The 21,581-nt window shown below is 40.8% G+C and carries 17 protein-coding genes, 3 tRNA genes and 1 pseudogene; 2 read left to right on the top strand and 19 right to left on the bottom strand.

The annotated features are described in order from the left end of the window. Positions 1 to 30 precede the first annotated feature (30 nt). From ASJ81_RS19755 to ASJ81_RS19700, 12 genes and pseudogenes are all read right to left on the bottom strand, one after another. Positions 31 to 315: pseudogene (locus ASJ81_RS19755) on the bottom strand (DUF6444 domain-containing protein); the annotation flags it as partial. A gap of 312 nt (positions 316 to 627) precedes the next feature. Then, a tRNA-Asn gene (locus tag ASJ81_RS19750) sits at positions 628 to 700 on the bottom strand. Between the two features lie 398 nt (positions 701 to 1,098). Beyond that, positions 1,099 to 1,347, bottom strand: a complete 249-nt coding sequence (locus ASJ81_RS19745) for a hypothetical protein (RefSeq protein ID WP_095645854.1) — start codon at positions 1,345 to 1,347, stop codon at positions 1,099 to 1,101. Between the two features lie 83 nt (positions 1,348 to 1,430). Beyond that, entirely contained in the window at positions 1,431 to 2,204 is a 774-nt protein-coding gene (locus ASJ81_RS19740; RefSeq protein ID WP_095645853.1) for an ATP-binding cassette domain-containing protein, read from the bottom strand. Continuing rightward, positions 2,197 to 3,141 carry an ABC transporter ATP-binding protein gene (locus ASJ81_RS19735; RefSeq protein WP_095645852.1) on the bottom strand — a complete coding sequence of 315 codons (945 nt, stop codon included), beginning with the start codon at positions 3,139 to 3,141 and terminating at the stop codon, positions 2,197 to 2,199. The genes ASJ81_RS19740 and ASJ81_RS19735 overlap by 8 nt, the downstream gene beginning before the upstream one ends. A gap of 12 nt (positions 3,142 to 3,153) precedes the next feature. Next, positions 3,154 to 3,723: an ABC transporter permease gene (locus ASJ81_RS24060; protein ID WP_275112593.1), complete on the bottom strand. Its 570-nt coding sequence runs from the start codon at positions 3,721 to 3,723 to the stop codon at positions 3,154 to 3,156. A gap of 238 nt (positions 3,724 to 3,961) precedes the next feature. Continuing rightward, on the bottom strand, positions 3,962 to 4,912 hold the full coding sequence (locus tag ASJ81_RS19725; RefSeq protein WP_095645850.1) for an ABC transporter permease: 951 nt from the start codon (positions 4,910 to 4,912) through the stop codon (positions 3,962 to 3,964). Positions 4,913 to 4,986: 74 nt separating this feature from the next. Beyond that, the gene (locus tag ASJ81_RS19720; protein WP_095645849.1) at positions 4,987 to 6,570 is read right to left on the bottom strand and encodes an ABC transporter substrate-binding protein; all 1,584 of its coding nucleotides are present in this window, start codon (positions 6,568 to 6,570) and stop codon (positions 4,987 to 4,989) included. Between the two features lie 43 nt (positions 6,571 to 6,613). Further along, positions 6,614 to 8,377, bottom strand: a complete 1,764-nt coding sequence (gene cydC, locus ASJ81_RS19715) for a thiol reductant ABC exporter subunit CydC (protein WP_095645848.1) — start codon at positions 8,375 to 8,377, stop codon at positions 6,614 to 6,616. Beyond that, positions 8,355 to 10,091: an ABC transporter ATP-binding protein/permease gene (locus ASJ81_RS19710; protein WP_141241820.1), complete on the bottom strand. Its 1,737-nt coding sequence runs from the start codon at positions 10,089 to 10,091 to the stop codon at positions 8,355 to 8,357. Before ASJ81_RS19710 ends, cydC begins: the two co-directional genes overlap by 23 nt. Before the next feature lie 1,163 nt (positions 10,092 to 11,254). Beyond that, positions 11,255 to 11,329, bottom strand: a tRNA-Ile gene (locus ASJ81_RS19705). Between the two features lie 119 nt (positions 11,330 to 11,448). Beyond that, positions 11,449 to 11,521 (bottom strand) — tRNA-Asn (locus ASJ81_RS19700). Positions 11,522 to 12,214: 693 nt separating this feature from the next. Here ASJ81_RS19700 and ASJ81_RS23055 point away from each other — a divergent pair. Beyond that, positions 12,215 to 12,379 (top strand): hypothetical protein, encoded by a 165-nt coding sequence (locus tag ASJ81_RS23055; protein ID WP_170943417.1) that lies wholly within the window; start codon positions 12,215 to 12,217, stop codon positions 12,377 to 12,379. A gap of 9 nt (positions 12,380 to 12,388) precedes the next feature. Next, complete coding sequence (locus ASJ81_RS23050; protein WP_170943416.1) at positions 12,389 to 12,559, top strand: hypothetical protein; 171 nt, start codon at positions 12,389 to 12,391, stop codon at positions 12,557 to 12,559. Positions 12,560 to 12,962: 403 nt separating this feature from the next. Here ASJ81_RS23050 and cobT read toward each other — a convergent pair whose 3' ends face one another. The 7 genes from cobT to ASJ81_RS19665 form a co-directional block, all read right to left on the bottom strand. Further along, a complete protein-coding gene (gene cobT, locus ASJ81_RS19695; protein ID WP_095645846.1) occupies positions 12,963 to 14,012 on the bottom strand; it encodes a nicotinate mononucleotide-dependent phosphoribosyltransferase CobT in 1,050 nt (349 codons plus the stop codon). Between the two features lie 627 nt (positions 14,013 to 14,639). Beyond that, positions 14,640 to 16,082 (bottom strand): proline--tRNA ligase, encoded by a 1,443-nt coding sequence (proS, locus tag ASJ81_RS19690; protein WP_048108925.1) that lies wholly within the window; start codon positions 16,080 to 16,082, stop codon positions 14,640 to 14,642. 530 nt (positions 16,083 to 16,612) lie between these two features. Next, the gene (locus ASJ81_RS19685; protein ID WP_095645845.1) at positions 16,613 to 17,254 is read right to left on the bottom strand and encodes a ZPR1 zinc finger domain-containing protein; all 642 of its coding nucleotides are present in this window, start codon (positions 17,252 to 17,254) and stop codon (positions 16,613 to 16,615) included. Next, positions 17,251 to 17,631 carry a cell division protein SepF gene (locus tag ASJ81_RS19680; protein WP_048108927.1) on the bottom strand — a complete coding sequence of 127 codons (381 nt, stop codon included), beginning with the start codon at positions 17,629 to 17,631 and terminating at the stop codon, positions 17,251 to 17,253. Before ASJ81_RS19680 ends, ASJ81_RS19685 begins: the two co-directional genes overlap by 4 nt. Before the next feature lie 170 nt (positions 17,632 to 17,801). Continuing rightward, complete coding sequence (locus tag ASJ81_RS19675; RefSeq protein ID WP_095645844.1) at positions 17,802 to 18,287, bottom strand: RNA-binding protein; 486 nt, start codon at positions 18,285 to 18,287, stop codon at positions 17,802 to 17,804. Between the two features lie 159 nt (positions 18,288 to 18,446). Next, positions 18,447 to 19,604 carry an MFS transporter gene (locus tag ASJ81_RS19670; RefSeq protein WP_095645843.1) on the bottom strand — a complete coding sequence of 386 codons (1,158 nt, stop codon included), beginning with the start codon at positions 19,602 to 19,604 and terminating at the stop codon, positions 18,447 to 18,449. A gap of 311 nt (positions 19,605 to 19,915) precedes the next feature. Beyond that, complete coding sequence (locus ASJ81_RS19665; protein ID WP_095645842.1) at positions 19,916 to 21,034, bottom strand: MFS transporter; 1,119 nt, start codon at positions 21,032 to 21,034, stop codon at positions 19,916 to 19,918. Positions 21,035 to 21,581 lie beyond the last annotated feature (547 nt).

Raw genomic sequence — 21,581 nt, 5'->3', positions numbered from 1 at the left:
GCAGCAGTTCAAAGAATGCTCTATTACCTAATCAGGATTATCAACCATTTTAAGAGTTGTTCCTGGATGACCTTCTTGACCTCCAGGGTTCTTTTCGCTCTTTTTACGGAGACTCTTGGGATTAGGTTTTCCTTTGACAAAAAAATCAGTAGAAGGAGGTTTACTGCTGTTTCTGCTATTTTGATTTAAGCGAGATTCTAAAACTTGCAATTTTTCACTAAGCTGTTTTATTTGAGATTCAAGACTCTCAATGTAAGTTGCAATAACTTCAGGGTTTGAAGTACACAGAGCAAGAATCTCTTCACGTTTCATCAAAGATAGAAATAACTCATTGTAAATCCAATTTTTCCTCGAAAAGAGGAAAAATTGTGTAGCCCTAAAAAGGCTACCTGAATAGTAACAAATAAATTAGACAAAATATAGACTCGGAAAATTTAAAAATTTAATTAATGGATAAACTAGATAAGATGAACTCTAAAGCAAGTTCAGATGAATATAGACAAAAGGGAGTAGGCTAAGTAAAACCGAGAGCAGACTCAAGTAGAATAAATTTAAAAATTTCACATTTAAAGGAAAAAGTAACCAAAAGATAGAATTATTGAAGAAATTAAAGACACAAAAGATTTACGCCGCTTGCAGGGCTCGAACCTACGACATTCTGGTTAACAGCCAGACACTCTACCAACTGAGTTAAAGCGGCTTTCGGATAGGAGAACTGTTATAACTTGCCCTCGAATCTTCTTATACAAGAGTTTCTTTGGATATAAAGTTTATGGGTCTGACCGAACTATTTCGCAAAAGTATATAAGGTAATTAGTCCTATACTTCATTACAAAGTGATGACTCATAACGTGGATGACGTATACTCTCATAATCATGCGTATATGATTTGGAATGTCTCGTGCCAAACTTTTTGAGATTACCAAGATGCTTAGTAATATATTCAACACTGAATTCATTGAAAATAAGCTCTTGGACTTCTTTTGTTGAGCAGTCATCGCGCCCATGAAACAATATTTTTAGTTTATCTTTTTTTCATCATAGAGATTAAAAGCACATCCACCTGCAAACCTTGGTTTTAAACCCTCATAACCATTTTTATTCCATCGCTCTTGACATTGATATGCTATAGGTTTTGAAAATATGCCATAGGTTTTGAAAATATGCTATAGATTTTGAAATTTCCGCAAAATTAGCTGCTTCTTCAACTGTAACATCTTCATACCGATATTTAACAAAATATAGGCGTTGAAGAACTCTTGTATCTTTCTCTAATGACTTAATTCTTTTAAGCAATTCTTCGGAAGAAAGATGATGCTCTATTAGAATTTGCTCGGTTTTAACCATGAAGTATAGTTATCCGTGAAGTATAGTTATCCGTGAAGTATAGTTATCCGTGAAGTGTTATGTTTCATTCACCTTTCATCTTTTTATCTAAGGCATTCATATTCTTCGAGTAATGATTTTGTGTAGTTATGGCAAGGATGACTGAACACCTGATCAACAGTTCCGGATTCTACTATTTTCCCCATAAACATTACGATGACCCGATCACACATAACCCGGACTACATCCAGGTCATGCGAAATAAATAACATTGCAAAGCCCTGTTCTCTTTGCATTGACCTTAATAGAGTTAAAACTTGAGCTTGAACGGATACATCAAGCATGGATGTAGGTTCATCAGCAACTAACAACTCGGGCTTTAAAGCTAATACCCTGGACAACGCTACTCTCTGTATCTGACCGCCGCTAAGCTCCCATGAGTATCTGTTCAAATGTTCCTGCTGTAACCCTACCATGCTAATCAATTGATAAATCAGTGCTTTTTCATCTTCACTTTTCCTGGATGCTAATTTGTTAATTCGGAGCACTTCGGCGATACAATCGTATATTTTCATGTGAGGATTAATCGACGATTCCGGGTTCTGAAAAATGATTTGAACCTTTCGTCTGTAGCTCTTCAGTTTCTCTCCCCTGATACTTGAAACATCTTCACCATTAAGGTACATACTCCCCGAACTGATTTTCAACAGTTTGAGAACCATCTTGGCAAGGCTCGTCTTACCACAGCCGCTTTCACCGATTATTCCAACCGTTTCGCCTCTGTCAACAGAAAAAGTCACATCGTCAACAGCCTTCAAAGATGCTTTATTTATGACACCGGAATTGTAAACCTTTGAAAGATTTCGGACTTCAAACATATTTTAGGCACCTCACTCTATGTGCTTCATTTAGAGTAAGAAGGTCGGGATGCTGATCTTGGCAGATACCAGCTGCATATGAACAGCGGTCAAAAAATCTACAATTAGAAGGCAAATCAATTAAACTGCATACTGTACCATTTAGAACATTTAGTCCTTTACATGGCTGCGACTTTATTAAAGCCATTAAATACGGATGTTTTGGGTCATTAAACAGTGCCTCCATATCTCCCGTTTCAACAATTTCACCGGCATACATCACAGCGATTGTATCACAAATAGCCGACGCGAACTTCAGATCATGTGTGATGATTAACACAGCGCAACCTGTTGTTTCAGTAAACTTCCTGATCGTCGCAATAACCTGCCTACGCTTAATAGCATCCAAGCCCTTCGTCGGTTCGTCAGCGATCAATAAAGAGGGATAACCGCTCATCCCCATTGCTGCAAGGACTCGCTGTTTCATACCACCACTCAGCTCATTGGGATATTTGTGCATAATGGACTTTGGTTCTGAAAAACCGAGTATATTGAGTAAGTCTATCGACGTTTCGCGACATTCTTTTTTTGATAATGCCTGATTTATTCTAACTGATTCCATGATCTGCGTTCCGTTTTTCATCAGGGGGTTCAGCGCTTCAGCCGGGTTCTGGCAAATAAATGCGATCTTGTGACCTCTGACAGCTCTCAGTTCCTTAACAGACATTTTAAGGATATCTTTACCTTCGAATAATATCTTACCAGTAATACAGGCGTTCTTCGGGAGAAGTTTCAGGACAGACTGTCCTAGAACCGATTTACCGCAGCCGGTCTCACCGATCAGACCAATGATTTGCCTGCGATGTATATCCATGTTGACGTTACATACAGCATTGACGCAGCCGTTTCTACTGTCAAAATGTGTACATAAATTTTTAATTTCAAGCAGCTTTTCCATACTTATACTTCCCTAAATGTGGAGATAATCTTTCTTGGGATTCAGCCATTCCTGCAGCTCGTCTCCGAGTGCGTTGAAAAGCCATACGTATAAGCAAAGCAGCAATCCTGGAGCCAGGATCATCCAGGGAGCACGTGTTATATAGGTTAATCCATCCTTGATCATCAGACCGATTTCCGCGGTCGGTGGCTGTACGCCAAAACCCAAAAAACCAAGTCCTGATATTGCCAGGACAGTATGCCCGATCATAAGAGTAAAAAGAGGAATGAGCGGCCGCAGAACATTTGGAAGGATATGCCTGAAGAGCACATAACCGCTTGATGCGCCAATAGCTCGTGCACCCTGTATATAATCCAGTTCCTTGAGGCTGACAACCTCGCTGCGGATCAGGCGGGCATATGTCACCCAACCGGTACACGATAACGCGATAATAAGGGTATGTATTCCCGGCCCAAGCATGGCGATCAAGCATAACGACGCAATCAAGCTTGGAAATGACATCACAACATCTTGAATCATGATATATACCTTATCGATAACGCCACCGTAATAACCAGAAATTGTACCGAAAATCGCGCCCATAAATAAGCAAGTGATCTGAATGACAAGCGCTAGCGCCAGAGAAAGCCTCAAGCCGATAAACGAGCGTCCAAACAAATCGCGGCCAAGATTGTCGCTACCGAACAAATGCGCAGAATTTGGTGCTTGAAGCGCATTTTTCATATCAAGATCATAACTAGCCGAGAACAGATACGGTGAGATAATGACAAATAGAAGCAAAATAGCGGTTAATACTGTAAGGGCAATAATGATATGTTTATTATTTTTCATTCATTGCCATCCTAACTCTGGGATCGATCAGAGTATATGTAAGATCCACCAAGAAGTTTATTAGCATAATGAATAAAGCGAATATAAAAACAAACCCCAGTATAACCGGAAAATCCTTCACCATTATTGCCATGATTAAGTAGTTTCCCAAGCCGGGCAGCCCGTATATATTCTCGATAATGACACTTCCGCCCAGCAAGCTCGTCATGTTAGTACCACATAAGGTGATGATAGGAAGTGCGATGTTTATCAGGACATGCCTGATCATAATAGAACTCTCGCTTAAGCCTTTTGCTCTTGCAGTAACAACATATGCGCTCGAAAGGTTATCCATGAGGCATGATTTTGTCATTCTGATAATGGTACTTGAATAGCTCAACCCAAGAACCGTTACAGGCAGGATAAGGCTCGAAAATCCATTAAATCCGAATGAGGGCAGTAGATGGAATTGAATTGAGAAAATCCAGAGGAGTAAGAGCGCCATCCAAAAGCTTGGTACGGACATATTGAACACAACAAAAAAACGAATGATTTTATCTAGAATTTTATTATGATATAGAGTTGACAGAATGCCTAAGGCTAATCCTACGACAAGCGCGAGAAGCGTAGAAAGTAACATCAGCGATATCGTACATCCTGCTCTAGCCGTAAACTCATGCAGGACTGGTAATCCGGTTTTAAATGATATCCCGAAATCGCCTTTCAGAATCCCGGCCAACCAATCTCCAAACTGTTCAAAAAAATCTCCGTTAGTACCCAGCTTTTCCGCATACATCTCAACTGTTTTCTGGTTCAAGCCTCCTGTTGGATCTTTATATCGCAATAGTTTCTCTGCAGGGTTACCCGGAGAGTAGAACATCACGCTAAAACACAATAACGCGACAAGCAAAGCTGTGACAAGTGTTGTACAGAGTTTTTTTATAATCGCCTGAACTCTCATATTTGATCTGCAATTTGAGACTTAAAGCATGTTCAGGCCTTAAGTAAACCTTAAGGCCTGAATATGCTTTCTGTTTACTTTGATCCCGTAATCTTCATGCCGGACAAATCAATGACACATTCATTTGGGTTAAAAATAAACCCTGTCACATCCTTCGAGTGGATAAACACCCTTGGTGTTGTATACAATCCGGTTCCAGGATAAAACGCGTACTCTTCTGCCCACACCTTGTCAAATGTGTTCCACAGATCGTCTTTTGAGCTCTTCGATAAGACTTCATCTAAATACGTTGAGAAGTTGCCGCTAACGCCAAAACCGATTCCAAAATCATCATAGGTGTTGACTGCGCCTCTCCAGGACATGTATGTTTGAGGTGTTGTAAGCCACGGATGTGTGTATGCAATATCAAAATCGCCATTTTTTTCTTTTTCTGCTCTGGCTGAATCATCCAGTGCCTCAAGTTTTGTATCTATGCCAATCTTCTTCAGGCAGTCTTGAACAAATACAGCGGTCGCTCTTGCGGTTTCATCGCTCTCAACTACGAACCTTAAAACAACAGGCTGTCCATCCTTTTCTACAATGCCGTCGCCGTTTGTGTCCGCATATCCGCCTGCTGTCAGCGCAGCCTTTGCTGCATCCAAGTCGTAAGTATATTCCTTTTCATTTCTCGGCGAAAAGTCATATTTTCTTCTCATGAAATCGCCGCTTTCAGCTCCCAAACCGGATACTACCGTATCGACAAGAGTCTTGCGGTCAATTGCATATGTAACGGCTTTTCTGAGGTTTATATCCGTCATAGGCCCTTTAGCATAGTTATAAACATATGTTGCAATCAAGCCACTATCAGGATTTAAGTCAACAACATACTTATCATCCTTCTTCAGCTCTGCAACAGCTGCGTAGGAAAGTGCGCAATAATGCTCAGCAACGCCGACGACATCAACCTGACCGCTTTGAAGCGCCATGATTCGCGAATTTTCATCAGGAATAACAACCCACTTGACGCCGTCGATCGAAGGTATTTTGTTCTTGTTCCAGTAATCTTTGTTTGTTTTAAGTGTCGCGCTTTGATCAGTCTGATAATCATCGAGAATGAATGGTCCTGTTCCTACCCATTTAACAACGTTGCCCTTATCATCAAGAGAACCTGGAAGCGAGACATAAATTCTGGTCATCTCCGTCGGAAAGTTGCCATAGCTCTTGGTAAATTTTACGTCCAGGGTAGTGTCGTTAACAACGTCCATTGATTTCAGCGAATACATAAAGCTGCCATCACAATACGGAGCCCAGGCCTGCAGTGAATATTTGACAATATCGGCAGTTAAGGGTGTGCCGTCGGTGAATTTGACATTCTGGCGAACTTTAAGTGTGTACTCTGTCAGATCCGCGTTCGTCGTCCACGACTCAATAATACCAGGTTCAACGCCCATGCTCTCTGACCGTTGTGTCATCAAATCAAACACCATTGACTGGCCTTCTTTGCCAGAGCCTTGCTTAAAGTCGGAAAGCGCGCCGATAACAAGCGTATTTTTACCCGACGCTACGCCACCGGATGTATTCGTGTTTTCTTGGGTACTTGTCTTGCTGACGCAGCCTGCCATCAGAGTGATAAACATAACTGCCAAAAGGACAAACGCTGCGATTTTCTTAAATCTCATTCTATTTCCCTCCGTTTGTGCTATATTATAAATGAAAATTTATCTACACCATTTTTGCATATTGGGTGCGGATAAGCCTCGAGTACGTGCTGTCACGTAAAATCATCTCTTCATGCCTGCCGGTTTGCGCAACTGTTCCGTTTTCAAGCACAACTATTTTATCCGCAGCCATAATCGTCGAAAGTCTATGAGCGATAACAAGTGTAATCCTGTTCTTGCTGAGTTCTTGTAAAGCTTCTCTGAGTTCTCCCTCATTTTTTGTATCCAGGTTCGAAACCGCTTCATCCATCAGCAAGATTGGCGCGTTTTTCAGCAAGGCTCTCGCAATTGCGATACGCTGTCTCTGACCCCCGGACAGCTGCACGCCGCGTTCACCAACCTCCGTATCGTAACCGTTCGGAAGGCTTATGATAAAATCATGTATTCTGGCTTTTCTCGCCGCTTCATAGATTTCCGTATCTGTAGCGTTTTGTTTGCCCAACAGAAGGTTATCCTTGATAGAGCAGTTAAAAAGATAGACGTCCTGCGGCACGATGGATACAATGTTCCTTAAATCCACCTGCTTTAGATCACGTACATCCTGACCGCCAACACGTATGCAGCCTTCCGTGACATCCCAGAATCGGAGCAGCAGGTTCGCGCAGGTGGACTTTCCAGATCCGGAATGACCGACAAGCGCTACAGTCTCTCCGGGACTCACCCGAAAAGAAACATCCTTTAACACAAGCGGCAATTCTTCTTTATATCGAAAACTGACATGGTCGAATTCAACGCTGAGCTTGTTCTGCAACGGTTTGCTTACCTCTACCATGTCTTTTACTGTTTCCGGCATCTCGAGAACAGTAAAAACACGGTCGGTTGATGACTGCATAATACCAAAACTTCTTGCCATCGTACCGATGGCGACGACTGGCGTAAACACATATATGGACAGAATGATTGATACTGCATACCATTGTCGATCCATCATCCCGTTCTTTATCAGGTATACCGAGATGATTGTGACACTCAGCAATCCGGCGGACATGAAGAAATTAAGAAGTCCTGTTTCAATTCCCTGTCTGCTTCCATATTTACGTTGTACTGCCGACAGACACTTATTCGCGTTTCTGAGCTTTTTCAAGTACCAAGATTCATAACCGAAAGACAATATTTCCCGAATTCCCTGGATACCGTCAACTACTTCCGAATTGACTTCGGCAAGCCCTTCGCGTATTTTACGTCCATCTACTTCCGCTCGGTTTTGAAACCAGAACGGGACTGTGACGGTCAGGAAAAGCCACGGAATCAATACAAGCGCAAGATAGGGATGAATTAAGACTGCAATAACGGCAAGAACAATGACCGGAACGATCACGGCAATAAAAGCTGCTCCATATGTATGGGCATAAAACCATTCCAAGGTTTCAACATCAGACATCAGCGTTGATGAAAGGTCGCCCGTCCGTTTATTCATTAAATAACTTGGTGCAATTTTTTCAATAGCCCTGTACAGCTTTACTCGTAAATGAGCCAATATCCCATAGGCAGCTTTATGGGCATACCACATTTCCGCATAACTCATGACAGCTCGCAGAACAACTAAGGCGATGAGCACCCAAATCCCGATCAAAATTGCATGGGGTGCAGCCCCTAATATCGCCAGGCTGACCAAATAAGCACCGTAAGCCGAACACGCGATTGCAGCGCCTTGATTCATAATTCCGGTGATGATTCCGAGAATTATGGAGCTTATGACGGGTTTCAGATGCGGCAGAAGCTTAATAAATATTTTCATCTGATTTTCACTCCATTTTTTCTCCAGCATTTTGAGCCTTCATGAGTTCCATAAAAGCTCCATCCCTGGATATCAGCTCTTGCGCTGTCCCGTGTTCGCAAATATGCTCATTCCCCATCACATATATTTCATTAGCGTCTATTATTGTTGAAAGTCGGTGGGCAATTACCAAAGTGGTTTTATTTCTCGAAAGCCGATCAAGACTTTCCTGTATTGCACTTTCATTCGAAGCGTCTACATTCGATGTTGCTTCATCAAGCACAAGTATCGGTGCATCCTTGAGCATCGCCCTGGCTATCGAAATTCTTTGCCGTTCGCCTCCCGACAGCCTGATGCCTCTTTCTCCGATGATCGTTTGATATCCTTGTGGTAGCGCGGATATAAAGCCATGAGCTTTTGAATTACGGCAGCAAGCTTCTATCTCATCAAAGGAGGCCTCCGGTTTTGCGACGCGAATATTATCCTCAACAGTTCCGTAAAATAGATAGGTGTCCTGAAACACGGCGGCGATTTGACGACGAAGATCCTGTATTGAATATTTACCAATCTCTTTTTTGCTGATTTTGATACTGCCCGTCTGCGGGTCGAAAAACCTGAGCAGTAAATTGACAACAGTAGATTTACCGGTACCGGACTGACCGACGAGTGCGATTTTCGCTCCTGACGGAATTGACAGGTTGAGATTTTTGAGTGCCGGTCTCGTTCCGTCATTATAGGAGAATGTGACTGCATTAAAATCAATAGAAGGTCTTATTCCCTCAGGAATAACAAGCCTATCATTGCCTTTATCCAGAACAGTTATTGTTGTGTCAAGAAATTCAAACATTTTCTCAGCAGCCGAAAATCCCAAAAACGATTTGTGCCAATACGCATTTAAATCGTTAATTGGTCTGAAGCATTCGGTTGACAAAAACAGAATAACAGTCAGGCTTGACATCGCAAGCATACCCATACTTAAGTGGAAAGCGCCGATTCCGACTGACAATGCCGTTCCGATCGCAGTCGCGAAGCCGACAAATGCGGAGCTTATCAGCGACACATTGAGTTTTTTCATCGTGTGATTATACAATTCGTTGGCATCTCGTTCGAGCTCGTTGCCTTTTGCATCACTCGCATTGAACGCTTTGAGTGTTGTCATTCCTTGCATCGCATCCACAAACTGCGAATTGAGGTTCCCGTAGGATTCCCAATGGCCGTGGCCGATTTTGTTCATCAGTTTGTCCCAGAACATCGGGCAGAGTACTGATATAAGAATTGATACGAAAACAATCACACCCACCAGTGGGTCCAGGCTTGCCATATAAGGAAGAATGCATACAAGACCGACGGCAGTGACCAACACCTGAGGGATATAGTCAACTAGAAACACTTCCAAAGCTTCAACGCCATCAATGAATATCGACTGAAGCTTTCCTGTGCGGCCGTCCTCCATATATGCCGGACCTAAATGAAAGAAATGCTCAAAAAGGTTAATTCTCAAAGCCTCTTTAACTCTCTCAGCCGCATATTTCCCAAATATTTCTCTTATCCATAACAAATTAGCTCTCAGCAAGACCATAAGTGCAATTCCGAGAATTATCGGAATGAAGAGACGCCAATTTAACTCAGCAAAAGCATAACTCACGCCTTTCGCCGATAAAAAGGCTTGAACAATATATGTCCCTGTTATTAGCACGCCTATCAGTGCTTTTGCAAGAAGCGAACCTCTCGCACCTTTTGTAACGCTCAGTAATCGTAGAATCACTTGAAACCTTTCCAACGGACTAATTCAGTAGATAATGGCCTGCGATGAAACTTATCTAGTATGAAATTTACTTATTTTGGTAACACCTTTACCATACAAAAAATTACTATAAATAGTTATCCATTTGTATTCGGTTAAGATATGATATATAAGGTGTTATTTTCATTGCTTTTTCTGTTAACCTCTAAATGTAAATCAAGATGGATAGACGATTGCAGTAGTCATTTTAAAGTTAACAGATTCCTTAACCGAATACAGATGAATAGTTACCGAATCATCATCCTGTTTCCTGTTTGAGGGCATCAAATTAGCTCAGTACTTCACCAACTTGTAGCAGTGATTATACAATCAGATTTCTAAAATGATAAAAGAGCTATATTCCAGTCAGCAAAGATTCCATTTATTATTCCTGTTAAAGTTCAAGGAAAACAGATGAAGAACCTACTAGAAGTATAGAAGTCCTGTTGTCTTGAGTATACTATGTCCTTACACGGAAAAGATCCACTAAGTCTCGATATTGTAGTCTGCGTGAATTATTTGAAAGGTAAAAAAGGTGAAAATGGTTAGAGATTCATGTTTTTTCAGTTAGTGGTTCTACAGATCCGAAAAAAGTCTCAAAAATGTATGAACGCAGGTTTTCAATTGAATCTTCTTATTGAATACGTAATTCATCAAAACCAAGGACTTTCTCAAAAAAACAACAAGTGCGCTACCTTTACACAATAATCTCGTTTTTAATCCAAAGTTACTGGGTATCGTTACAGTGAGATACTTTATAAAAAGACAAAGGAGTCCAGAAAGCATTTAACGTAGTCTGATTTGGAAGACACAGTACAATATTTAAGTTGAATTGAGAACACAGTTTTTCTTTCATTCCTCAGATTTTCAAATACGTTTTGATTTAGAATTGTTCAAAATCGTTTATATTAGTCCGGGTAGCGGTGTGAAAATAATTTGCTTGAATCTGAGCTTTAAATTGAAAAAATGTCTTAGAAATCTCTATAAAATTGTTTATAGTTTCTGGAGTGGTATATATAAAAATATAATTATATGGTGGTGGCTACGTGCACATTTTACTGACAGGAGCGATTCACAGGAAAAAATATATTATAAAAGAAAACGCAGAAAATCAATAACGTTTTAGGACTACGTAAACTTTTTTATGGGCCTGACCGGATTTGAACCGGTGACCGCTCGGTTATGAGCCGAGCGCTCTAACCTGACTGAGCTACAGGCCCTTATTGATTTTTATCATACTATTAGTAGCTAATAGTATGGAGATATTGATAAAGTTTTTGCATATGTTTCGTCTATTCTGGGAAGAATAGTATAAGAAATAAGAAATGCAAAAATTTTACGCCGCTTGCAGGGCTCGAACCTACGACATTCTGGTTAACAGCCAGACACTCTACCAACTGAGTTAAAGCGGCTTACACAATCGGATGTGCACGTTTTGCTCATCCCGTCGCGAACACTCCTAAAGCGATAATGTTATTTATATATTTCGCTTTGAACGGTTTCCACACCCATTTATGCGCTGAAAATCTGATGATAAAGGTATTAGCTGACACAGAATAGTATCAAGATAGTCAAAACTATGATCTCTCAGTCAGTTTATGTGGATTGTTTTTACTACTTTGATTTATATTTTTCACTTATTCATTTTATCTTTTGAAAAATATAAGGAAATTTATAGCTTAATAATTTTGGATTTGATTAACAATATAGTCCAATAGTCCACTTTGAAAATAAATAGATAAAAGTAAGATTAATATGTTTTTATCATTCGGAAGTCAGTCTGATCGGAACTACTGATTTTGAGCTAAAACTTATATCCTATCAGGAATAATATTTGGTAGCTTGTTGTAGTATTTTGCAGCGAGGTAGGATAGGTATGATTTTTAAGCAATACACTCATAGCTTAAAATGCCTTTTATCTGAGGTCCTGTCCGGGGGAATTAATGTATTGTCAATTAAAGGTCAAAAACGCTTTTAAAATGTAACTTCAAGATTAGGATCAGTAATTTTTCCGTACTGACTGATATACTTTCAGCCTCTTTGTGTACTGTCAGGATATCTTTTCAGTCTCTGGACTTTTGACCACCTGATCTTGCAGCTTAAAAATGGAAATCCAAGGGGGATTAGTTACGAAACGGCTAAAAATATGCCCAAAGTGCCATGCTAGACTTAAAGTGAGTTCGGATGGGAAGATGGAGTACTGCAGTGTTTGTAAGTACTGGACAAAAGTGGGTACTGCAAGGCTCGATTCTATCATGATTTACGGATGAGGGCCCTGCATGAAAAATGCAAGTGTTTCTATGTTTTGCAGTGTATGCCAGACAACGTTGAAACGTCAAGTCCTGGGTTCTAATGTCTTCTACTACTGCCGGGACTGTGGAAGTGTGAGTTCGGAAGTATATTTCTCAGGGGGGCAAACGTCTTCCACTCCCATAAACCGACATCTGTAGATCTGAGGTTTTCACCTTCAAAATTTATGAAAACGTCTGAACCGCTGCAATAGAAACCTGAGTTGAAAAAAAAAGTTTAGTAGTTTTTGAAAAGCTGGAAAAATTAGCTTCTTAAGAGCCTTAATATCTCTCAAGTTCTCTTTTCCAATTTTTAGTTATTTTTTAAATTTTCGTAAGTTTTAATGTAGGATTTAACAATTATTCGTTCATTTTATATTGATTATTGTTTCTGAACAGCTTAATATTATTTTGAAAAAAAATCACCAATCTTGCTTAATTGGAAATTCCATATGTTCTTCAGCACTTGTTGTTAGAATAAGTAACATAAAAAATAAAGAAGAAGTTGAGTTAAGAAGATTTTAAGGAGATTAATCCAGGTAAAACCAGTCCGAAAGCGGATTTTTCAATGCCCTGCTTTTAGCAGTTTGCAAACGTTTTCTACTTCGGACCTAAAATCGTCCTGAGAGATTCCGTAAAGGCCTGCAAGATACATTGCACCACCAGCTCCTGCGCCCTCCTTGATCGTACCTGTCTCATACCTATGAAGCCCTTTGAGTTCGGACTTTCCAAACCCAGGGTCTGCAATGTAGACTGCGGGTACACCGAGAATTCTGGTAAGTTCGATAAAGTTTGCGGATTTATCTTCCACAACATACCGGGTAGTGGCAATTGCCAGCTTTTCCGTATTGAGACCGAGGTGTTTTATCAGTGCATACACTGCTACCATCTGAGTCCCTCCAGCAAGCACAACACTAACATCAGTACCCTGGAAACCTGCAACAAGACCTACGACAGCAGGCATCATCGGGTCTCCCATGCAGGCAATAGCTTTCATGGGATCATCTTTCAGGCAGCCAAAGGTCAGGCCTGATGCTTTCAAGCCTTCTTCAATGACCTGTTTCTTCAGCTCGAGAGGATTTTCATCAGCACTGCTGCTGACATTTCCGTTGTATCCCAGCGCCATTAAAACCCCCATTGCAGTTGTTGTGCCACCTGGAATGCTTTCTCCGATAACTACATGGTCTACCTGGTTTCTGAGCCTCTTTGCCAGAAACTTTGCTCGCATGCAGATTTCCTGTACATCATAAACTGCAATTGATTCCCGGATATCTTCTCCGGGTTTTGCCTTGAGGTCGATGCAGGGAACTTCCGGAGTTACAATAAGACCGGAGTTAATGAAATGATATGGAGCGTCCGTAAGCTTCAACGCCGAACGTGTCATAATTGCAGGAGTAGGAGTATCATAAGGAGGAGTCATGGGGAGAACGGGTACACTAATAATATTTCCTGTTTCCATAAGTTCAGCATCTCCTGCAGGCGTATAGTCCGTAAGTTCAGCCGTTTTTCCTGCCGCTGAAAGCTTGGGAATATGTGCGGTTTTAGTATTGGAAAGCACGCATAAAAACATCGGTCTTTTAGGTTTTCTGGTTACTTCCGGTTCGATCCAGGCCATATAGTATCTCCTTTATGAATAGAATCAACTTACTTACAACTGTTGACCCGCAACCGTTGCGCCGGTTGATCACGCCGTCATGACGTTTTAGATTTAGCAGTAATTTTCGGTCAAGCCTTTTTTGAAAAGGCTTGTGATCACGCCTATAGGGCTTGAGTATAATTTTTTCAAATCCAAACGTTACTGGAGTTTTCGGTCAAGCCTTTTTTGAAAAGGCTTGCGGTCAAGCAGTTTTTTGAAAAGGCTTGCGAACAAGCAGTTTTTTGAAAAGGCTTGCGAACAAGCAGTTTTTAATAAGGGTTGATTCTTTCTGAAATCCAATGAGAATTCTTCAACTTACTATTTAATATTTATCCATAAGCAAATATAATTTAACATTGATCAAGTTAAGTTTACTTTATTTCTCGTTTATTTCGAACTCAGCAACTTGATTTTGACTAAGTTTTTATTAAAGATCAGTTGAGTAGGTTTTTATATATAACTAAATTTGGATAGTTTGGTTTCAGATTCATTCAGACTGGGTTCACTCAGACTGTATAATAACCTGCGCAGAATAAAAATAGAAAGATGAAAGCCGGAGCAGGTACAGAATATCGGCTTTCCATTTGTGTCAGAAAAACTTTATTTTTAATACGTTCTTGCCACGTAAACACGAGTTTCGGTTTCTTCCCCGCATATAGGGCACTTTTCTTTTCGGTCTCTTTTTTGCTCAAGAGGAATTCCAAGGATTCCTGCACCTATTACGTCTTCCATAGCAAGTCCGCATTCTCTCTTTCCGCACCAGGGAATTGTTGCAACACCCATCTGGATTTTTTCCTTTACTTCTTCAAGTTCGTCACAGTCAAACACGCGGTTTTCAAGTTCGGTTTTTGCTTTTTGGTACAGGCTTTCGTGAATTGCCTCAAACTTTGAACTCACACGAGTTTCAATGTCAGAGAGCGGAATCTGTTCTTTTTCTCCGGTATCTCTCCTGACAGCTACAGCGACATTGTTCTGAAGGTCTCTTGGTCCGATCTCAAGCCTGAGAGGAACACCTTTCATTTCCCACTTGTAGTACTTTGCTCCGGGACGAAGGTCACTCGCATCGATTTCGACTCTGATTCCGGCTTTAGTCAGACGTTCCTTGACATCCTTGCAGGCTGCAAGTACCTCTTCAGCACCTTTCTTGAAGATGATTGGAATAATTACAACCTGTACAGGCGCGATCTCAGGAGGTAAAACCAGTCCTTTATCGTCTCCATGTATGGAAATCGTAGCTGCGATCGACCTTTCGGAAATTCCGTAACAGGTCTGATAGGCATAACGCTGCTCTCCGTCAGGGGCTTCATATTTAATGTCAAATGTCTTTGCAAAATTATCCCCCAAATGGTGGACTGTACCAATCTGAAGGGTCTTTCCGTCAGGCATAATTGCATCAAGAGCATCGGTATAATCCGCACCCGGGAACTTATCCCAATCAGGTCTCCTTGAGCGAAGCACAGGGACTGCGAGCCTGCGGTATATTTCAGTATAGAGCCTGATAGCTTCCTTAACCTGAGCTTCGGCATCCTCCCAAGTAGCATGAACTGTGTGGGCTTCTTTAAAGGAAGTAATCTCTCTAAGCCTTATCAAGGGACGGGTATGTTTCGTTTCATAGCGGAAAGTATTGACTATCTGATAAATTTTGACAGGAAAATCCGCATGGGACCTGACCCACATTTTGTACATAGGATAAATGGCAGTTTCACTTGTTGGGCGAAGGGCCAGAGGAATATCAAGCGGGTCTCTTCCGCCATGGGTTACCCAGTATACCTCGTCTTCAAAGCCTTTAATATGCTCGGCTTCTTTCATGAACTCGTTTTCGGGGATAAGAAGAGGGAAAAGGGCTTCCTGGTGTCCACTATTGTCAAGAATTTCTCTTATAATGTTATATGTATTTCTCCGGATTGCAAAGCCGAAGGGATACCAGACATATAATCCTTTTACAGGATAGCGGACGTCCATTATTTCGGCCATCCACAGGAGTTCGTTATACCATTCGCTGAATTCCTCTTTTGGAGATAATGCTGCTTCTTTTTCGCTTTCTGCCATACCTTCACCGTATTATAGCAATCTGAAATAGTTAAATTCGTAAATTAAACTGAGTAAACTTTCAAACTAATTAAACAAATGTATAAATTAATGTGATTTTGATAGACACGACATGATTTTGATAGACGTGACATGATTTTGATAAACACGACACGATTTTGATAAACACGACACGATTTTGATAGACAAGGATGAAATCTATCTTTATATCTTCTATTATATCTTCTGTTAAATCAGAATTTCTTGAATCAAATATACAGCTCTACTGGGCAATTTAAGGGCTTGCTTCAGGAGATTACAATAATCTTTGCAGCAAGCATGTTTTTTCCGGAAGTCCTGTAGAAAGTTTTTCCGGGCAGTCATATTTTGAGTTGGGGATATTTTGAGAAATCTCACCTTGAGGATGTAGCATCCTGACATGAAATTGCCTTCATAGCCCGTAATATGCCTGCCTTTATGGAATAGAAGTTAATAACTATATTGGAGAATGCCCTCGCAATTGTCAGGCTGTGAAAAACCGGAAAAAAGAATTAATCTCCGAGGGGCTGAACATCGTCTGAGACATCATTTACGAGCTCGGATTTGTTAACATCGAAAACGATCATGCCAGTATTTAACTTCTGAGCTTCTTCTTCGGAGAGTGTGGTAGCTTTTGCCTTCTTTGAGATTATCGCACTGTTTCCGAGAGGATCTTCAATTATGACTGTGATTTTTCTCTTGCCTTCAATCACATCTTCAAGCATACACAGGAGTTCCTCACTACGTGAGGATTTCTCTTCGTCTCCCTGTACCCACCTGCTCGCAGTCAGAAGAACATCCCGAATCCGTTGCAATACACCTTCGATATTCGTTACATATGACTCCGAGACTGATCCGGGTTCGACGGTAACTCCCATCTCCGGGATGCGGATCGTTCCTGAGGTTGAACGGATGACCCTTGCATCCAGGTCTTCACTGGATTCAACTGGCATCTCATAGCGCATGGGCTCCTTACTCGAGAGAATCATGGTATCTGCAAAACGGAAACCGCACTGGCATCTTGCACTGATATACATGATCTCCCCGAAATAGGGAATATTATCTCTCTGCCAGTTCATCATCAGATCTGTCTGGCATAAAGGGCAGCAGATTTTTGTTTCAAACCTTTCCTGTTTTAAGAAATCCGGGTTCAATATTTTCCACCAGAAATTTTAGCTCTGTCGATTTTAATGCCTGTAGGAGTTACAATTACGGTATTTCCTTTAACCCCTGCGATATCTCCATGGACATCGATAATAACATCTTTCAGTTCTTTTAAAACCCTATCTCTAAGCAGGTCATCACCCCTGATGTTTGAAATATCTACAATAACGATATTTCCGTTATAAATTTCCTGCTTGAGCTGGGATACCTGGTTGATACTCGAGATCTCTGCAATCTTTACATAAGTTTCTGCAGGCTCGTCCTCGAGAACTTCTTCATACTTGCTGAGATCAATCTCAGTGTAATCTTCTGGACTGGTTGGACTTTTTACATTGCTGCCAAGGAGCTTGTCTATGAGTTTTGCCATTTATGCGCACCTTTTATATTTTTTAAAATTTGAATCGCATTGTCCTATATTGAAATCTATATTAATTAATTTTGCTATTATAAAGCTGATCCGGATTTTCATTCAATTTAAGAGGTTCGCGTTCCCTACCCGCAGGTTCCGTGAATAAAAGTATATTTTATAAAGGACTATCAGAATTCCGCGCTCCAGAGTTTGTCTCCCACATGGATTATAGACTTTATGGCTTTACCTGAAGTAGCTTCGACCATTTCCGGCCCTTCCATAATAGCTTTTCCAATTGCAAGAGGTTTTTGATGAGTCTCCTCTACTATAATTACGAGGTCTCCTTTTTTTATTTCTGGATCAGCCGCCACAACTCCAGGAGCCATGATATCCGCGCCGTTTGAAACAAAACGGATAGCTCCTTTGTCCACGGTTACAACACGCTTTTGAAGTTCCATCTCAAGAGCTCCATGGACGGTAGGAAAAAGATGTCCTTCTATTTCAAAAAGCAAAGGCCTGCCGTCCACCAGAATAAGAGAGTATTCCTCAAGGATAATTTTTTCCAGGGTTTTGTCTTCCAAATATGACAGCTCTTCGCCGAAAGTGGATACAAGGTCTTTCAACATTTTGTTCTTGACATTTTTCCTTAGTTGAACTCTTGACTTTACTTTCAATTAATCACCGGATTTTCAAATGTTATATTTTATTTATAGCATAGGGTTTTTGTGCCTTTTAAAACTTATGTGGAGTTATGGAGTTATCTGAAACAGATCTCTGTCATATATATTTTCGCATTTATACTCAGAGTGTTCAGGAACTTCACTAGTGTATTTTTACTCAAGTTTTACAAAGAACACTGAAAGCAGCGCAACCGCACTTCCGAAAAATAGAGTCTCATAACCTAAAGGTCCGAGGAAGAGGCTCCCCATAACTGGACCCAACCCGAGCCCTGCATAAATACCAGTATTAAAAAGTCCCATTACAAAGCCGCTTGAGCTAATTCTGGAAACAGCTGTAATCAGCCCTACAACCGCAGTTCCTCCTCCTGCTCCCATAAGGAAGAAAGCAAGTAAAGGCAGCTTTACCGAAAGGATAATACCTGCAACTGCAAAGATTATTCCTGTCCTTACTATGTTTTTATAATTGATGTTTGCTCTGCCTGCAATTAGGGAACTCAGCATTGCAGCCAGATAAGAAACTGAAATTGCCAGTCCGAGCTCGGGTTTTGTCAGAAAGCCAGCACTGTAATCTGCATAGTTCGCGCTCAACAGCCCTGTGGTTCCATAAAGAAGTACTGAAATTGCCCAGATCTTTCCGAAATTGGTCTGAAACAGAGTTTTCCTGGCTTTTTGCAGGTAACTTTTTAATTCGGGAAGAAAAAGTGTTTCTTGCTGGTTTTTTATGGAAATTTCACTTCCTGAACGCTTAAAGTATTTCCCGTTACTATCAGGAGAAAGCAGTTCTCCGGCTTTCGAGAGGAGGAGAAGGCAGGAAAGCCCTGCAAGAATTGTGAAGCTGGTTATTGCAGTTTTAATTCCAAACCCTGCAAACATTCCTGAGAAGAAAACACCTGCAGCCAGCCCACCGTTTAGCAGGAAATTGAATTCCCCAAGGCTTTGCTGGCTGTCCTTCCATTCTGCAATTATGGAAAAAGCTGCAGGAAAAAAAGCCCCGCAACCCACTCCTTCCAGGAATCTGAAAACTCCAAGAATCAATGGGATGTCAGAAAATGCAATAACAAAACCCGATAAAGCAGTAAGAAGCATTCCGAATCTTATCACCTTCAGGTTTCCTATCCTGTCTGCCAGGATCCCAAGAGGTACAAGGGCAAGCAAAGCTCCAATAAAATACCCGGAGAACAGAAGGCTTGAGAAAACCCCAACATCTCCGCTATCTCCTCCAGCAAGCTCCGGAAGAACAGGAATTACTGCGTTTGAGAGTCCCTGAAGCGCAAAAACTGAAGAGTAAAGCGTTAACTTTTTGAGATTCATAAACTTTCCTATTATTATATGTACTCAGCAATATGCTAACTTTCTACTCGATCTTTATTTTTCCTGGTTTCTAAAACCGTTTACTCTTGAAAAATACTTTTATTCTGAGTGCTACTATCATTCTAAAAAGTAGTTTTATTTTAAAAACGTCTACTATTTTTAAAACGTAATCTTAAACGTAATCTTGTTTCTAAAGACTCTTTCTGAATAGCTCAGGAAATTTCATAGAATAATTATCTTACGCAAGATCCTCTGCTATTCAATAAAGGAAACTTATCGAACTAAAATCTGGTTAACATCCTACAAGATCTTTAATTCTTCAATATAATACCAACTGCAAGGATACACCCGTTTGCTATAAACAGTTTTTCAAAACTCACAAAATCTACAAAAAATCCTGCAATAATCGGAGAAAGAGAAAGCCCTGCATATATAGTCGTATTGAAAAGCCCCATTGCAAGGCCTCTGTCAGCATTCATTCTGGCAACAGCGAGGGCAAAACCTACAGTTGCAACTCCTGATCCCCCACCAATACTTGAGAACCCCAGCATGGGATATTTTATTGCAGAGAGAGCCCCAAAAGCCGAAAACCCCAGTCCAATTTTAATTAAGTTTTTTTCCTTTACTTTGAAACGTCCTCCAAGTAGAGAGGTAATCATTGCACAGACATAAAGACTGGAAATCGAGATACCAAGTTGAGCTTTTGTTATAGTACCCAGGCTGTAATCAGGATAGTAGGCTAGAAGCACTCCGATGGCTCCATTAAGCAGAAAAGAACTGAGCCAGAGCTCAAAATTGCGACGGTCGAGGAGCTTTTTAATTTCTCTGTAAGGCTTTCTGAAAAGGTCGGAGCTTTTTAATGCACCTGTTCTCTCTGAGCGTTCAAGATTAGCCAGTTTTCTGGACCTGGAAAACATGTACGTGGTCAAAAAGAAAGTAAGAACTGTAAAAACCAGGATTGCTCCTTTCAGGTAGGTATCTGCCAGCAACCCTGAGAGAAAGGCTCCTGTCGCCAGGCCGGCATTGAAAAGAAAAGTCAGCTCTCCTAAATAGCGCCCTGGATTGTTGAGTTTGGATAATATGGCAAAGGCAGCAGGGAGAAAGGCTCCGCAGGCAGAACCTTCTATAAGCCTTGCAATCAAAAGAATCCAGAGGTTTTCGGAAAATAGAATTATCAACCCTGAGATTACTGTAAGAACAATACCTAGTGCTATGAATTTAAAATTTCCGAACCTGTCCGCAAGAATCCCAAAAGGTAGCATTGTTCCCAGAGCTCCGAGGAAGTAGGCGGAAAACAGCAGGCTTAAGGAGAACCCTCCAGAGGAGTTATTACTTAGGTCCGCAAGCTCCGGAAGGATAGGGATAACAGCATTTGAGAGCCCCATTATGGTAAAAGCTGCTCCGTAAATCAAAAGCCTGTGAAGGTTCATAGCACTAAAAACCCTTAACCAAGTATTATAGTTTCTTGTCTTCGGTTTCTTATCCGGAACAGCTTTCGAAAAAAACTCCTTACAGGTTAAAATGCCCTGAGCAAACTTTTAAAGGGTCCTGCAACTCTTTGCAGGATTTTTATCCATTGGATAGTTATAACGCATATAAGAAGATCAAATGTGGATGCTAAGCCCTAGTTGACAATATAATACAACATAATTATTATAATAAAAGAGATAAAATGCATAGGTATTTATATAATTAGTTTGAATAGGGGTAATGTGAGTAATGTGAGCGGGAAACTTTTTTCACATACCATACCCCCCACTCCCCATATGACCCCCCACTCCCCAACCCGCTCACACTACTTCTTCTTATCAATCTAACAGATGTCAATTGAATTTTTTTTCTTACTTTTTAGCTTATTAATCTGTTATTTCTTTAGAATGATCAAAATCTTTTCTCACTTTTTAGCTTCTTAGTCCATAGCTTCTTAGTCCATTACTTCTTAGTCCATTACTTCTTAGTCCACTAATTCTTAGTACA

Source organism: Methanosarcina spelaei (assembly GCF_002287235.1).
Taxonomy (GTDB): domain Archaea; phylum Halobacteriota; class Methanosarcinia; order Methanosarcinales; family Methanosarcinaceae; genus Methanosarcina; species Methanosarcina spelaei.
The sequence above is the reverse complement of the archived record's forward strand: the minus strand, read 5'-3'. Positions and strand labels throughout refer to the sequence as shown.